General features: G+C 40.3%; 14 protein-coding genes. 7 read left to right on the forward strand and 7 right to left on the reverse strand.

The annotated features are described in order from the left end of the window. Positions 1 to 39: 39 nt before the first annotated feature. Both mepS and I3B46_RS08980 read right to left on the reverse strand, forming a co-directional pair. Positions 40 to 621: a bifunctional murein DD-endopeptidase/murein LD-carboxypeptidase gene (gene mepS / locus I3B46_RS08975; RefSeq protein WP_004920890.1), complete on the reverse strand. Its 582-nt coding sequence runs from the start codon at positions 619 to 621 to the stop codon at positions 40 to 42. A gap of 589 nt (positions 622 to 1,210) precedes the next feature. Beyond that, positions 1,211 to 1,828: a YrbL family protein gene (locus tag I3B46_RS08980; RefSeq protein WP_004920888.1), complete on the reverse strand. Its 618-nt coding sequence runs from the start codon at positions 1,826 to 1,828 to the stop codon at positions 1,211 to 1,213. A gap of 324 nt (positions 1,829 to 2,152) precedes the next feature. On the opposite strand from I3B46_RS08980, the gene I3B46_RS08985 reads away from it, so the two are divergent. Beyond that, positions 2,153 to 2,500: a hypothetical protein gene (locus I3B46_RS08985; protein WP_104873554.1), complete on the forward strand. Its 348-nt coding sequence runs from the start codon at positions 2,153 to 2,155 to the stop codon at positions 2,498 to 2,500. A gap of 98 nt (positions 2,501 to 2,598) precedes the next feature. Here I3B46_RS08985 and yeiP read toward each other — a convergent pair whose 3' ends face one another. The 3 genes from yeiP to I3B46_RS09000 form a co-directional block, all read right to left on the reverse strand. Next, positions 2,599 to 3,171 carry an elongation factor P-like protein YeiP gene (gene yeiP, locus I3B46_RS08990; protein ID WP_004920883.1) on the reverse strand — a complete coding sequence of 191 codons (573 nt, stop codon included), beginning with the start codon at positions 3,169 to 3,171 and terminating at the stop codon, positions 2,599 to 2,601. Positions 3,172 to 3,301: 130 nt separating this feature from the next. After that, entirely contained in the window at positions 3,302 to 4,552 is a 1,251-nt protein-coding gene (gene mtr, locus I3B46_RS08995; protein WP_104873553.1) for a tryptophan permease, read from the reverse strand. Positions 4,553 to 4,717: 165 nt separating this feature from the next. Next, positions 4,718 to 5,155, reverse strand: coding sequence for a nucleotide triphosphate diphosphatase NUDT15 (locus I3B46_RS09000; protein ID WP_004920878.1), 438 nt, complete (start codon positions 5,153 to 5,155; stop codon positions 4,718 to 4,720). 161 nt (positions 5,156 to 5,316) lie between these two features. On the opposite strand from I3B46_RS09000, the gene fruK reads away from it, so the two are divergent. Then, the gene (fruK, locus tag I3B46_RS09005) at positions 5,317 to 6,252 is read left to right on the forward strand and encodes a 1-phosphofructokinase (RefSeq protein ID WP_004920877.1); all 936 of its coding nucleotides are present in this window, start codon (positions 5,317 to 5,319) and stop codon (positions 6,250 to 6,252) included. A gap of 58 nt (positions 6,253 to 6,310) precedes the next feature. Here the strand turns inward: fruK and nfo are convergent, their stop codons facing one another. Together nfo and I3B46_RS09015 are read right to left on the reverse strand one after the other, a co-directional pair. Further along, positions 6,311 to 7,153: a deoxyribonuclease IV gene (gene nfo, locus I3B46_RS09010; protein ID WP_004920874.1), complete on the reverse strand. Its 843-nt coding sequence runs from the start codon at positions 7,151 to 7,153 to the stop codon at positions 6,311 to 6,313. 106 nt (positions 7,154 to 7,259) lie between these two features. Then, on the reverse strand, positions 7,260 to 8,339 hold the full coding sequence (locus I3B46_RS09015; RefSeq protein ID WP_036940814.1) for a YeiH family protein: 1,080 nt from the start codon (positions 8,337 to 8,339) through the stop codon (positions 7,260 to 7,262). Between the two features lie 226 nt (positions 8,340 to 8,565). Here I3B46_RS09015 and yieE point away from each other — a divergent pair, with 226 nt between their 5' ends. The 5 genes from yieE to I3B46_RS09040 all read left to right on the forward strand — a co-directional run bounded on the left by yieE (position 8,566) and on the right by I3B46_RS09040 (position 14,505). Then, a complete protein-coding gene (gene yieE, locus I3B46_RS09020) occupies positions 8,566 to 9,429 on the forward strand; it encodes a DNA-binding transcriptional regulator YeiE (protein ID WP_040133253.1) in 864 nt (287 codons plus the stop codon). Between the two features lie 215 nt (positions 9,430 to 9,644). Then, the gene (locus tag I3B46_RS09025; RefSeq protein WP_004920869.1) at positions 9,645 to 11,135 is read left to right on the forward strand and encodes an amino acid permease; all 1,491 of its coding nucleotides are present in this window, start codon (positions 9,645 to 9,647) and stop codon (positions 11,133 to 11,135) included. Positions 11,136 to 11,482: 347 nt separating this feature from the next. Next, on the forward strand, positions 11,483 to 12,607 hold the full coding sequence (locus I3B46_RS09030) for an ABC transporter substrate-binding protein (protein WP_154598944.1): 1,125 nt from the start codon (positions 11,483 to 11,485) through the stop codon (positions 12,605 to 12,607). Between the two features lie 18 nt (positions 12,608 to 12,625). Beyond that, on the forward strand, positions 12,626 to 13,720 hold the full coding sequence (locus I3B46_RS09035) for a FecCD family ABC transporter permease (RefSeq protein ID WP_014656188.1): 1,095 nt from the start codon (positions 12,626 to 12,628) through the stop codon (positions 13,718 to 13,720). Continuing rightward, entirely contained in the window at positions 13,717 to 14,505 is a 789-nt protein-coding gene (locus tag I3B46_RS09040; RefSeq protein ID WP_004920863.1) for an ABC transporter ATP-binding protein, read from the forward strand. Before I3B46_RS09035 ends, I3B46_RS09040 begins: the two co-directional genes overlap by 4 nt. Positions 14,506 to 14,721: the final 216 nt, after the last annotated feature.

Consider the following 14,721-nt stretch of genomic DNA (forward strand, 5'->3'; position numbering starts at 1 on the left):
GCTTTTTTATTGGCAAGGAATTTAAAAAGGTATTATCGGTTATGAACCATTAATGATGCGGCGACCAGCGTAGTACCGTTTGCTCCAATACTCATTAGTCATTTCTGATACGATAACACCACTGCTGGTAGAGGCGTGAACAAACTTATTGTCACCAATATAGATACCAACATGCTTCATGCGGCGACCGGTTTTAAAGAGAACCAAGTCACCTGCTTTTAAATTGTTACGGTTAACACTCTTACCGGAAGACTCTTGCTCTGAGGTCGTACGTGGTAAGGCAACACCAAATTGTTCAATAAAGGTACGTTGCACAAAGCTTGAACAATCAATACCACTTTTTGTTGTACCGCCAAGACGATATCTCACACCTTTCCAATTTGCATATTGATTCATGATCTTCGATTTGGTATCGACGCTTTGAACGAGTTGTTCGAACTCATCTTGAGAAGCCATTGCTAACGAATCGGAAGAACCATTTAACATACGTGGTTCAGAATGAGTGGTACGTTGAGCATTTCTTGAAGAATCAGGGGCAGTACAAGCTGACAGTGTCGCGGCAATTGCTATTGCTGGTATGATGCGCAAAATGTTGCGCTTAAATTTTTCAGATGTTGCCATTATTGTTAATATCCCTTGCCATTTCTTATTGTGTTTTTTTCCACACAACAAACGTAAACTTATCCCTGTGAAAAGCGCATTTTACAAAATGCGACACTGGCTTTTCACAGAAAGCGTTTAATACAGAACAACTAAAACTTGTATATGAGCAAAACGACGATTTGCTGCGTTGGCGACACGTTTGTTATGTCAACATAACAACAAACTGTTAAACACTCACCGTTAGAGTTTGGCAGTTGCATACTTATTTCGCCAAACATAGAGAGCATACATAAACGAAAGCAAAATGGCGAGTTAATAAGGTAATAATTTACAAAACATTATATTAAGCATGGATGTGTATCATCTTTTGTACATTTAGAGTTAAAAAAGTGTGTGTGTTATCGTTAGGTACTCAAATAATCGAGTAAAAATAACGATCTAGATCACGCTTTGAGTGAAACAACATTTGCTTAATAGCATAACAGCGTCTACAGGCTTTTTTGAATTGTAAAGAAGTTTAAATTTTTCTAAATTGAATAATCTAATACGATGGTGAAGCATACGATATTGCGCCGCAAGATCAAAGCAACGCAATATCGTTTTGCCACTAGTTTATTTGCATATTAGCCAGTTTGACGTGATATTCTCTTAGCATTCGCTGTTCAAAATCGGTAAATCGACGAGTGAGTGTGGCTCGAGCGATTGTAGATGAAAAGTAGTCGACGGGAATTAAGGTCGCACAACCTAGATTATCAATGATAAAAAATTGGCCGTGGGGTTTATAGCCTAATTGATAAACAATATTGTAAGGCTTTAATGCCATTGTCACTATTGCATCTTTAAAAACAGTCTTTTTAAAAATATCATAGGCAATTCTCATATTTTTTTGATGTTTTAAAAAAGCATTTTTATTTTTTAAATAATAATCCAGCGTATTGGATACATTTCCCGCTTTATCTTTTATTAACTGAAATACGTAGCCTGTACCTAACGTGGTTTTTTGAATGCCATAATAATGGGCAATCGCATCTGATGATGATTTATTTCGGTAAATTCGTTTGTAATACTTAATTTCACGTATTGTTTCTCGATCATCTCTATTTGAATGATGAACTTTGACACATAAATCATCACGCTCGGGATGCTGATAACATGCACGTTGCCGACCACTTGCAATCAAGAGGGATGGCGTCAATTCGATGGTTTTTGAAAGTAATGTTTTCATAGTGAATTAGGTTATAAGTCTATTAGTGATCATAACGATTATTGTTAAGGCTTCTATTTCTAAAAATATCCGTACTATTTTTAATAGATTAAACCTAATGGGAGTTGCAATATGTGTGATCGTCTCAAATTTGTGATCAACTTAACTAATTATGTGTTATTTCTTAGAGTTTGAGAAAAATAAAAAACTACGACTGTAAGTTAAATATTGTTTCATTCATTCAAATTAAGATTCGGTTATTCAGTAATAAAAAGTAAAAAATTATTACAGATATAAATAATTCATCGCAGATGACGATAACCTAATTTTAAGCGGATGACTTTTATGAAACTTACAGCAAATAAAATTTCTTTGACAGCGCTATTAGCAATAGCCATTTTTAGCTTTTTTCCTTTTGGTAGTGTTCAAGCAAAAGAAAAAAACTATGTTGGCGGTGGAACGATTACCTTTATCGGTGCAATTGTTATGCCTCCATGTCAAATTGGTGCAATTGATGGGCATATTGAAACCACATGTTGGTCTAGCAATAAAGGTAAACCAGAAATAACAAAAACGTCTTTAAAAAAATTGAGAGTAGGCATCCATGAATTGCCTAATAGTCAAGGCACTCAAAGCTTTAAATGGATAAATAAAGAACAGACGTTGGGTGTGTATACACTGACATATAACTGAATAAAAAAACTTAAGCGGTTTATTAGGTAGGAAGTTAGTTTAATTTGTTTAAGAAAAAGAAAGCCCTATGGGCTAATGCCCATAGGTGATATATCTAATTAATCGCAGCGGCCCATATAGCGGCGTTCAGGAATATGAATACGAATTTTTTCACCACTCGTGAGGTATTCAGGGACTTGAACCGTTAGGCCTGTTGCCATTGTTGCAGGTTTTGTTCGCGCACTGGCTGAAGCACCTTTAATTGCAGGTGTTGTTTCTACAATAACCATATCAACGGTTTGTGGAAGTTCGAGCGCCAATACTTGCCCATCCATCGTGAGCACCTGCATGCCAGGCAATCCCTCTTCAGGGATAAATAACAGCTCCTCTTCAATGTCTGCACGTTTAAAGAGATAAGGCGTATAGTCTTCATTATCCATGAAAACATATTCATCACCGTCGATATAAGAGAAGCTAACAGCGCGACGAGTTAAAGAGATGGTTTCTAAAATATCATCACCTTTAAAGCGTTCTTCGACTTTTTGACCAGTCTTAATATCAGTAAAGCGCATTTTATATAAAGTACTGGCGCCACGAGCGCTTGGTGCCTGAATATCGATATCTTTAACCAAGAGCAGCTTGCCGTTGTAACTCACCGCAAACCCGCGTTTGATCTCATTGGCTTTTGCCATAAATAACCTTCTTTATTATCGTCAGAAAAGAGTGCGACAAAATTACTCGCAGATAGGCGATTAGGCAAGATAGGAAACGTACTTTTCAATAAAAAAAATCTCCCCAACGGTGATGTTGGGGAGGGTATCATCAGTAAACAGGCAGTAAACCAGATAAGGAGAGTATGTGTGCTACGGCATTAATGACACCAAACAAGATAACAAATAGGATGATACCAATGCCGCCAGGCGCCCTATAACTGTTATTCGGGAAACGCTTACGACTTGCTCTTGCCATCAGCGCGGGCACAATCACTGCCCAAATAGTGGCAGCGAGGCCTGCAAAGCCAATGGCATAAATAAAGCCATTAGGAAAAGCTAGGGCAAATACAGCCGGTGGCAGGAAAGTGATTAAGGCAGATTTTAAACGGCCTTGTTTGCTATCGTTGAATCTAAAGAAGTCAGCAATAAAGTCAAACAGCCCCAAAGATACACCTAAGAATGAACTTGCCAGTGCCATATACGAGAACAAATTCAAAAACTTCGAAATAAAATCGCTGTTGGTAGACAAATTCATTTGCTTAAGCAGTGCACCAATATTATTGCCGTCCTCACGAATTTGGATAAAGGCAGAGCGTGGAATATTCCCTTGGACCGCATACTGCCACAAGATATAAATGGCAACGGTGATAATCGCACCATAGACAAGGCTACGAACCACAGAACGGCTATCTTTATTATAGTATTTTACAAGCCCAGGAACGTTACCGTGATAGCCGAACGATGTCAGCAAATAGGGCAGTGCAGCGAGGGCATAAGGTAAATAATGTGTATTGCCTTGATCGACTTGGTTAAACAGAATCGAAGGTGAGGCTGTGGTGACCATACCGCCAACTGACATAATAAAGGTGATAACCATACCACCAATTAAAATGGTACTTAAACGGTCGACGGCACGCGTAGATAACCAAACAACAAAGGCAACCAGAAGTGCGAAGAACAATCCAGAAACGGCTTGTGGAACGTCCATTTTTATATAGGAAGATAAATTTTCCGAGATAATCGAGCTACCCGCGGAAATATAAGCATACGTTAAAATATAAAGGACAAAAGTAATGGATAGCCCATTAATTGAGTTCCATACAGGCCCAAGTAAATCTTTAACCATGGTATGAAAACTTGCGCCAGCAGGGTAATTCATATTGGCTTCTAAAATCATTAATCCTGAAAGCAGCATACAAAAAAAGGTATACAGCAAAAGTAGGATAGAGCCTGTAAACCAGACACCGGAGGTCACCATGGGGATTGAAAACATACCAGCGCCAACGGCTGTACCCGCGATGATCATCGCCCCACCTAAGATGGAGGGCTGCTTATTTGTTTTTACTGCATCAACAGACATGGAAACTCCCGATTAATGTTTCTTTGTACTAGCTTAATGATACAGTTGAGACATGTTGATGTAAACAATAATTAAAGCACAAATAGGTAAAATTAAGAGTAGTAATAATAGGTTGGGTGATTATTGTACAAATAGCCTTGAGCTATTTGTACCTGAGTAAAGCGATTAAGCGGGGTGATGATAAAATTGTTGGTTTAGCCAGAGGTCAATGGCATTACGGCTAGCCTCAAAATGGGGTTCTGGGAGTTCATTCGGGGATACCCACATCAAGCTTTCGCACTTATCTTTTTCCATGATTTGCGGCTCGATATCGCCATTATATTCAACATGCATACAGATAGAGACAGTATGTTTACCTTCTTGGTGATAGGTGTTTATATTGTTACTAATACCAAAAACCGTTGGGGCGGTAATATCAATACCAATTTCTTCTTTTATTTCACGAATAGCACAGGTTTCGAATGATTCCCCAGCATCGACATGCCCCCCAAATATTGACCAGTATGGTGCGTGCTTGCTGCTGCGTTTGCCCATTAAAATTTGGCCTTGTGAATTCGTGATAATTACGCCAACACCAACGACAACGCCATCAACAGTAGACATCAACTTCTCCTTTCTTTTTTTATTCTATTCGGTGCGATTCTGCCAGTTTATAGCAGAAAAACAATCAGGAAAAACTACAAATATCACTGAAGCCATTGTGTTTTAATGGTATAACTATGGCTGCATACACATGACGATAATGATAAGGGAGATTCGAGGTTATGACTCGCCGGGTTGCTACAATTACATTAAATCCTGCCTATGATCTTGTTGGGCTATGTCCATCAATCGAAGTCGGTGAAGTCAACTTAGTGAAGACGGCTAGCCTCAATGCAGGAGGCAAAGGCGTTAATGTCGCGAAAGTTTTACGAGATCTTGGTATTGATATCACAGTTAGCGGCTTCATGGGGAAAGATAACCAAGAAGAATTCCAACACTTCTTTAGTGATAATGGTATGGCAAACCGCTTTTATATGGTGTCAGGACGCACAAGGATCAACGTAAAGCTGACAGAAGATAATGGTGAATCGACAGATTTCAACTTTTCTGGCTTTGAAGTCAGTAAAGAAGATTGGAACCGTTTCTCAACGGAGTCACTCAATTGGTTAGGCCATTTTGATATGGTGGTGGTGAGTGGTAGCCTACCAAATGGGATTGATCCCGAAGAATTCACTCGTTGGATGAGCCGCTTGCGTCAATTATGTCCATGTATCATTTTCGACAGTAGCCGTGAAGCATTAAAAGCAGGATTAAAAGCCTCGCCTTGGTTAGTAAAACCCAATCGCCATGAATTAGAAATGTGGGTGGGTCGCAAGTTACCTGAATTGAAAGATGTCATTGCGGCAGCACATGAATTACGCGATAAAGGCATTTCTCATGTGGTTATCTCGCTTGGTGAAGAAGGGGCATTATGGGTGAATGCTTCAGGCTCTTGGTTAGCTAAACCGCCTCGTTGTGAAGTGATCAGCACGGTGGGGGCTGGTGATTCAATGGTTGCAGGCCTCGCTTATGGCTTACTGAATGGTGAATCTAGCGCACACACATTGCGTATGGCCACGGCTATTTCAGCGTTATCCGTATCACAGCCTGATGTTGGCTTAAAAAATCGTAATAAGCTTGCCGATATGATGGCAAAAATTGAGATGGAATCACTGTAAAACGATAAAGGCGGCGGAGGTTAACTCGCCGCCTTTATGCTTTATAGATAGTGACTGGTTATTTTTGCTGTGACTTTAGCCAAGCAATTTCTTGGGGCCAAATATCTGGATTAATGGTTTCAAGGATCAGAGGGATACCATCGAAACGAGGGTCTTTCATTATGTAACTAAAAGGTGTGTAGCCTATATTACCTTCCCCTAAGCTATGGTGACGGTCGACTCGGCTGGCAAACTCACTTTTGGCATCATTTAAGTGCATACCTTTGAGGTACTCAAAACCAACAATGTCAGAAAACTGTTTGAAAGTCTCTTCACAAGCCTCCTCTGTTCGCAAATCATAGCCTGCTGCAAAGGCGTGGCAAGTATCAATACAAACACCTACTCGGCTTTTATCATCCACATCTTCAATGATTTTTGCTAAATGTTCAAAACGATAGCCTAAGTTTGAACCTTGCCCCGCCGTATTTTCGATGACGGCAATGACGCCTTGAGTTTCATTTAGGGCGATATTGATAGATTCGGCAATACGAGCTAAGCAATCATCTATATCGATTTTTTTCAGGTGGCTGCCAGGGTGAAAATTGAGTAGATCAATACCAAGCTGCTCACAGCGTTGCATTTCGTCAATAAATGCGATGCGTGATTTTTCTAACGCTTCTTGCTCTGGATGACCTAAATTAATTAAGTAACTGTCATGCGGTAAAATTTGGTGCTTACCATAACCGTATTTTGCACAGTTAGCCTTAAATTTTTCAATCACCTCCTCGCTAAGAGGTGGGGCTTTCCACTGGCGCTGATTTTTGGTAAACAGCGCGAATGCCGTAGCGTTAATTTCATGAGCGCGAATAACAGCTTGATCAACGCCTCCAGAAGCGCTGACGTGTGCTCCAACATATTTCATTCTTGACTCCTTCTTTTATGAAGAAGTATGCCATTAATAGGAGAATAAATGAAATCAACAAAAAGGCCGCATTAAATGCGGCCAAATTAAAAAATGAACAAAGAGTTTATAGGATAGTCTGGATAATGGCATTGATGGCGAAACCACCAATGATTAGCCATACAAATAAGATAAGCGCCATCAATAATGGTTTGATCCCCGCCTGACGTATTGCACTAACATGAGTTGTTAAACCGAGGGCAACCATGGCCATCGCCAACAATACGGTATCTAACGTGATAATGTGTTTTACTATTTCTGTCGGTATCAAATTGAACGAGTTGAATGCAGCGACCAGAATAAAGATAACGGCAAACCAAGGGATCGTGATTTTGCTTTTTTGGGCTGTTTGTCCTTTAGCGACCGCAGAGCGGCGGCTCAAATAAGCAGATAAAATAATTAAGAAGGGTGCAAGCATCATCACTCGGATCATTTTGGTGATCACGGAAGCATTCTCTGCGTCAGGGCCGATAGTGTGACCGATAGCGACGACTTGAGCGACTTCATGCACTGTTGAGCCAATATAAATACCAAAGGTGTCTTGGGTCTGTGTGAACCAACCAAAATGTGCATTAAGTTGATAAAGCCATGGATACACAAAAATGGCGATAGTACCAAAAATCACCACCGTTGAAACGGCGACGGCAACTTTACTGGCAGAGGCTTTGACAACAGGCTCTGTCGCCATAACCGCTGCGGCTCCGCAAATACTGCTACCTGCACCGATTAAAAAAGTGGTTTCATCATCGAGTCCAAACACCTTTTTACCTAACCAAAAGGCCAACAAGAAAGTGGATGCGAGGGTAAGTGCATCAATGAGCAACCCTGTGGCACCAACATCAGTAATTTGTTGGAATGTTAGGCGAAAGCCATAAAGTATGATCCCCGCACGTAAAAAATAGTGTTTGGCAAATTTGATCCCCTCATCACAACGATGACTAATAGCAGGGTAGATTGTATTCCCGACGATGATGCCTAATAAAATTGCCAATGTCAGGGCGCCTAAACCGACATCAATAAACCATTGCTGCTCTCCAAGATATATCGAAATTGCGGTTAAAACTCCCGCTAAAATAATACCTGAAATTAGTTTTAGAGCTGGGTGCTGTGCGCTCTGTACTAACGTTTTTGTATTGCTTTTATCCATAACCTTACCTTTAGTTACGACTAATACCCTTCATAAAAGCAGTTTATTCAGGGTATAGATAATTTTGGAATAAGCATATAACAAAAACTATAATAATTTAAATTGATTGTTTATATATAATCTATCTGAATTTCTGGTTATAAGTTTCTTCTGGTAAGTTGGTAATAAATCGTTAATATTAACAATATTATTACAAACTCTAGTGAACAATGTTGGGGCTACCTGTATGCGAATAACACTTAGGCAACTCGAGGTATTTACGGAAGTACTAAAAAGTGGCTCCACGACGCAAGCATCCCAATTACTCGCTTTATCGCAATCTGCTGTAAGTGCGTCGTTGACCGACCTTGAAGGGCAACTTGGAGTACAACTGTTTGACCGAGTAGGCAAACGGCTTGTGACTAATGAGCATGGTCGGCTGCTCTATCCCAAGGCATTGGCGTTGCTTGAACAAGCGTTGGAAGTAGAACAATTATTCAAAAAAGAGATGGGGGCGGTGCGTCTCGCTGCCAGTACCACAATTGGTAATTACATGCTGCCATCACTGCTGGCGGAGTATCGTCGTGACCACCCGACGATCCCATTAGAGTTAAATATCAGTAATACAGAGGAAGTTATTAAAGCGGTGATGGAATTTCGCGCTGATGTGGGTCTTATTGAAGGCGTGTGCCATAGCCCCGAGTTAATTACCGAACCATGGCTAAAAGATGAATTGGTGATATTTGCGGCTCCTAGTAATCCATTGGCGGGAAGAACACTCACCTTAAAAGAGTTACGTGATGCGCCTTGGGTGCTGCGTGAAAGAGGCTCAGGTACACGAGATGTGCTCGATCAGCTGTTATTTGCTCATTTACCGGGTTTTCATATTTTTATGGAGCTTGGTAATTCGGAGGCCATTAAGCATGCAGTTCGCTTTGGTATGGGGATCAGTTGCTTATCAAGACGCGTTATTGAGGAGCAATTGACGAACGGGTCGTTAGTAGAGCTAGAGGTTGAAGGGCTACAGTTACAGCGAACACTGTATTTGATTTATCACCGCCAAAAACATTTATCTAATGCAATTAAAAACTTATTAGATTATTGCAAGTAATGTGTTGCTGATTTAACAAAGTTTATGGATCGTATAAAGCCAAATGGTCAACAAGGTTGTTATTTGAACTATGATGCATAGGATATAAGTGTTTTACTAATAATTCCGTTGGGATTATGAAGGTATCTTATAACTGCCAAGAGTTACTTAGTTCTGACAGGATGTTTTGCTAGAATTCCTTCAATATTGATTAAATAAAGAAAAACAGGGAACAGATGTCAGAACAACAAACCACTACGGTACAAGGTAGCGGACAAAGCAAATTACGTCGTGAGTTGAAAGCTCGCCATCTTGCAATGATTGCCATTGGCGGCTCCATTGGCACCGGCCTCTTTGTTGCATCCGGTGCAACCGTTGCACAAGCAGGTCCCGGCGGGGCGCTTCTTTCTTATGCAATTATCGGCTTAATGGTCTATTTTTTGATGACCAGCTTAGGTGAACTTGCGGCTTATATGCCAGTGTCAGGTTCTTTCGCGACCTATGGCGCTAAATATGTTGATGAAGGTTTTGGTTTCGCATTAGGCTGGAACTATTGGTATAACTGGGCTGTAACTATTGCTGTCGACTTGGTTGCCGCGCAACTGGTCATGACTTACTGGTTCCCTGATACGCCGGGTTGGATTTGGAGCGCAATATTTTTAGCCGTCATTTTCTTACTGAACTATATTTCTGTTAAAGGGTTTGGTGAGGCAGAATATTGGTTCTCACTCATTAAAGTGACAACCGTTGTTATTTTCATCGTTGTCGGCGTATTGATGATTTTTGGTATCATGAGTGGTGCTGAAAATGCGGGATGGCATAACTGGACCATCGGGGATGCACCATTTGCTGGTGGTTTCTCTGCCATGATTGGTGTGGCGATGATTGTCGGCTTCTCTTTCCAAGGAACCGAACTGATTGGTATCGCCGCGGGTGAATCTCAAGACCCTGCGAAGAATATCCCTAAAGCAGTACGTAAAGTATTTTGGCGTATCCTTTTGTTCTATATCTTTGCAATCTTGATCATTAGTTTGATTATTCCATATACAGATCCTAATCTACTGCGCAATGATGTTAAAGATATTAGTGTTAGCCCATTTACCTTAGTATTTGAAAATGCTGGGTTGCTATCGGCAGCAGCAGTAATGAATGCGGTTATTTTAACGGCGGTACTATCGGCAGGTAACTCAGGGATGTACGCCTCAACACGTATGCTGTATACCTTAGCCCGTGAAGGTAAAGCACCACGCATTTTTGCTCGCCTCTCAAAAGGTGGGGTACCGCGTTATGCGCTATTTGCCACTACGGTAATTGCTGCTCTGTGCTTCCTAAGTTCAATGTTTGGTAACCAAACTGTCTACTTATGGCTACTGAATACTTCAGGTATGACAGGGTTTATTGCTTGGTTGGGGATTGCAATTAGCCATTATCGTTTCCGTAAAGGTTATATTGCGCAAGGTAAGGATATTAATGACTTACCTTATCGTTCGGGCTTCTTCCCAATTGGTCCTATCTTTGCTTTTGTTCTCTGTTTAGTGATTACATTAGGGCAAAACTATCAAGCGTTTTTAGAAGATAAAATTGATTGGGTAGGGGTTACAGCCACTTATATTGGTATTCCATTATTTTTAGCAATTTGGTTTGGCTATAAAATAGCCAAAAAAACGTCAATTATTCGTTATAAAGACATGGAATTCCCAAGCTACCGTGAAAATCTGAATAAATAATTGCTTAAATTATTTACACATATTCAATAACAGTAAGTTATAAATAAAAATGCCAATCAACAATGAACTGGGGTCAGTTCGAACGTTGATTGGCATTTTTTATAATGGGAAAAACCGAATAATCGGGTCGTTTCCTCATGATATGCTTTGCATGCTGAGTCTGGCGTTATCTTCTTTTTTAAAGACGAAATAGCCAATTTATCAATTGATTAACAAAAATTTTCGTCCACGATCACAATTCAATACATAGATGGAATTAAATCAGCAATCGTATTGATAAGTATTCTTATTTGCTTTATTGTTATGGGCACCAAAATAAAGGGGATAAGAGGTTTGATGTGAAGTTGATGGCAAAGTCGTTAGCAAAAGGGATAGGTTTAGCATTATTTGCAGGCTCTGTGATGAGTATCAGTATTAGCTCATTGGCTGCAACAGTTACTGATGTTGCTGGTAGAACGGTTGAAGTACCTGATAATGTTAATCGTATCTTACTTGGTGAAGGCCGTTTGTTGAGTGCAATTGCTTTACTTGAAGGCGATAAACCGCTTGATAGAATTGTTGGCTGGCAAGGCGACTTACGTAAACTTGATCCACAAACTTACGCGGCTTATAAAGCTAAGTTCCCTCAAATTGATAATATTCCATTAATTGGTAATACCAGCGCTGATAGTGTCAGTGCCGAAAAAGTATTAACACTGAATCCAGACATTGCGATTTTTGGCCTCTCTGGTCATGGCCCCGGTAAAAATAGTGAGTTAGTAGGGCAGTTAGAAAAGGCGGGTGTGCCTGTTGTGTTTGTTGATTTTAGAGACAATCCACTGCAAAACACGCTACCGAGTATCCGTATGCTTGGGAAAGCATTAAATCGCGAACAGACTGCAGAAAAATATGCTGATTTTTACGAAAAAAATCAAAAATTAGTGACGGATATCACCAGTAAGATCCCTGAAGATAAAAAGCCTACCGTGTTTATTGATTTACGTGCTGGTGCATTTGAAGATTGTTGTGGAACCGCAGGCAACGGGAACATGGGGAATTTTATCGACCTAGCGGGTGGGAAAAATATCGCCAAAGATGTGCTACCCGGTGCTTTGGGTAATATGAACCTAGAAAAGGTTATCGCTGTTGACCCACAAATTTATATCGCAACAGGTGCTAAAGCTCCCGGCAGTAAAGATGTCGGAGTGCAATTAGGGGCACAAGGCACTGTTGAAGATGCAAAAAGTAGCTTGAAAAAAATTACTGAACGCAAAGGAATTAGCTCTTTGTCAGCGGTGAAAGATGGCAAAGACTATGCAATTTGGCATAACTATTACAATTCTCCCTACAACGTATTAGCGACTCAAGTATTTGCTAAATGGTTCTATCCGGAGCAGTTTGCTGATCTGGATCCGCAAAAAACCTTGAATGAATTACATAGCCAATTTCTTGCAGTTGAGCCAACCGGCATCTATTGGGTAAGTGAGAAGTAAATTTTGTAGGTAATAATAATGAGTCTTACTACCGAGTCTATATCAACTGTTAAGCCGTCAGTGAGAGAAAATGATAATGGTGTGAAGCAGCATTATCAAAAAATGTTACGTCGTAGGGTAGCATGGATTGCCGTGATCATCGCTGCAATCTTATTATCATTGGTTATTGATTTCACATTAGGCCCATCCGGCTTATCGCTGGAAAAATTATGGCAAACCATCGTATCCCCTGAATCTGTAGAAGCGGGAACTCGTGTGATTGTTTGGGATATCCGTTTGCCTTATGCCCTTATGGCCGTTGTGATTGGCATGTCACTTGGCCTTGCTGGGGCCGAGATGCAAACTATCTTGAATAACCCGTTGGCAAGTCCATTTACCCTCGGTGTTTCCAATGCCGCTGCTTTTGGTGCGGCATTAGCGATTGTTTCCGGTATTGCTATTCCTGGTGTGCCTGATCAGTGGGTAATTTCAGCGAATGCCTTTATTTTTGCACTATTGGCTGCACTGATGTTAGATGCAGTGACCCGTTGGACGCGCGTTGCAACATCGGGTGTCGTATTGTTTGGGATCGCATTGGTATTTACCTTTAATGCTTTAGTTTCAATGATGCAATTTATTGCCACAGAGGACACTCTGCAAGGTCTAGTATTCTGGACAATGGGGAGCCTTTCAAAAGCAACATGGGTAAAACTCGGGGTGATGACACTCGTCTTTGCTCTAATTTTCCCATTGGCGATGATGAGTTCATGGAAACTGACTGCACTGAGGTTGGGCGAAGACCGAGCGATTAGTTTTGGTATTGATGTCCGTCGGTTACGTTTAACCACATTGTTGCGTATCAGTATCTTATCAGCGTTGGCAGTCGCATTTGTGGGGCCTATCGCCTTTATCGGCCTGGTTGCTCCTCATATCGCGCGCTTGATGTTTGGTGAAGATCACCGCTTTTATTTGCCAGCAAGCGCATTAATTGGTGCCTTAGTCTTATCCATGGCATCTATTGCATCTAAAAATATTATACCGGGTGTCATTATTCCTGTTGGTATTGTGACCTCACTCGTTGGTGTACCGTTCTTCTTAAGTATTATTTTACGTCATAGAGGTAGTGTGTCATGACAGATGGCCTGATTATTAATCGCTTTAATGCAGGTTATCCTAAAAACCCTGTGATTGAAGGGCTGACAACAGAAGCTTTACCAAGAGGTCAGATCACTGTGTTATTAGGGCCAAATGGAAGCGGCAAATCGACTCTGCTGCGCTCTTTGGCTGGTTTAAATAAAGCTACAGGGCAATTGCTGTTAGATGGAATGGATTTAACACAGCAAAACTTTGCTCAGCGTGCGCAAAATGTTGTCTATTTACCTCAAAGCTTACCAGCAGGTGTTCATCTTTATGTCTTGGAATCAGTGATCGTTGCTCAAAGAGCATCGGGTGGTCTGAGTAATGAAAATAGTAAAGATGAAGTGATGCATTTATTGCGTCAATTAGGTATTGAACATTTAGCATTAAGTTATTTAGACCAATTATCAGGTGGTCAAAAGCAATTGGTTGGTTTGGCACAATCATTAATTCGTCAACCAAACTTATTGTTATTAGATGAGCCATTAAGTGCATTAGATTTAAATTACCAATATCACGTTATGGATTTAGTGGCGAAAGAAACAAAGCGTCGCAATATTATTACGGTGGTTGTGGTTCATGATATCAATATTGCGTTAAGACATGCTGAACATGTTTTAATGCTAAAAAAAGGCAAACTGATTGCTCAAGGTGAACCAGAGGCCGTGATTACGCCAGATAGCTTGGCTGATGTGTACGGTGTTAGGGGGCGAATAGAGCGCTGTTCTCAAGGGGTACCACAAGTTTTAATTGATGGCTTAGTGGATAAGTTAGCGAGCTAGTTTTGATATAAATTAATAGTGTCAATGAAATTTAGATTGGCACTATTAATTGAATAAGAGAATAAAGGTTATATTTTTCTAGCGATAATTAGTTATAGAAAATTTCAATATATACAAATAGTATTTACCATAAATTTTCTATGGGTAATTTTTATTATCTAATAACCAAAAAAATAATAATAGTAATGATAGGGTTATAGACCCGAATATTGAGCT

This window comes from Providencia sp. 2.29 (genome assembly GCF_015832305.1).
Lineage (GTDB): Bacteria > Pseudomonadota > Gammaproteobacteria > Enterobacterales > Enterobacteriaceae > Providencia > Providencia stuartii.

What these genes read in the sequence shown, in the direction of transcription:
- I3B46_RS09030 (WP_154598944.1), top strand. Translation starts at nt 11,483, where the DNA reads ATGGCAAAGTCGTTAGCAAAAGGGATAGGTTTAGCATTATTTGCAGGC.
- I3B46_RS08980 (WP_004920888.1), bottom strand. Translation starts at nt 1,828, where the DNA reads ATGAAAACATTACTTTCAAAAACCATCGAATTGACGCCATCCCTCTTG.
- yeiP (WP_004920883.1), bottom strand. Translation starts at nt 3,171, where the DNA reads ATGGCAAAAGCCAATGAGATCAAACGCGGGTTTGCGGTGAGTTACAAC.
- yieE (WP_040133253.1), top strand. Translation starts at nt 8,566, where the DNA reads ATGCGAATAACACTTAGGCAACTCGAGGTATTTACGGAAGTACTAAAA.
- I3B46_RS09025 (WP_004920869.1), top strand. Translation starts at nt 9,645, where the DNA reads ATGTCAGAACAACAAACCACTACGGTACAAGGTAGCGGACAAAGCAAA.
- I3B46_RS09040 (WP_004920863.1), top strand. Translation starts at nt 13,717, where the DNA reads ATGACAGATGGCCTGATTATTAATCGCTTTAATGCAGGTTATCCTAAA.
- mepS (WP_004920890.1), bottom strand. Translation starts at nt 621, where the DNA reads ATGGCAACATCTGAAAAATTTAAGCGCAACATTTTGCGCATCATACCA.
- I3B46_RS09015 (WP_036940814.1), bottom strand. Translation starts at nt 8,339, where the DNA reads ATGGATAAAAGCAATACAAAAACGTTAGTACAGAGCGCACAGCACCCA.
- fruK (WP_004920877.1), top strand. Translation starts at nt 5,317, where the DNA reads ATGACTCGCCGGGTTGCTACAATTACATTAAATCCTGCCTATGATCTT.
- mtr (WP_104873553.1), bottom strand. Translation starts at nt 4,552, where the DNA reads ATGTCTGTTGATGCAGTAAAAACAAATAAGCAGCCCTCCATCTTAGGT.
- I3B46_RS09000 (WP_004920878.1), bottom strand. Translation starts at nt 5,155, where the DNA reads ATGTCTACTGTTGATGGCGTTGTCGTTGGTGTTGGCGTAATTATCACG.
- I3B46_RS08985 (WP_104873554.1), top strand. Translation starts at nt 2,153, where the DNA reads ATGAAACTTACAGCAAATAAAATTTCTTTGACAGCGCTATTAGCAATA.
- nfo (WP_004920874.1), bottom strand. Translation starts at nt 7,153, where the DNA reads ATGAAATATGTTGGAGCACACGTCAGCGCTTCTGGAGGCGTTGATCAA.
- I3B46_RS09035 (WP_014656188.1), top strand. Translation starts at nt 12,626, where the DNA reads ATGAGTCTTACTACCGAGTCTATATCAACTGTTAAGCCGTCAGTGAGA.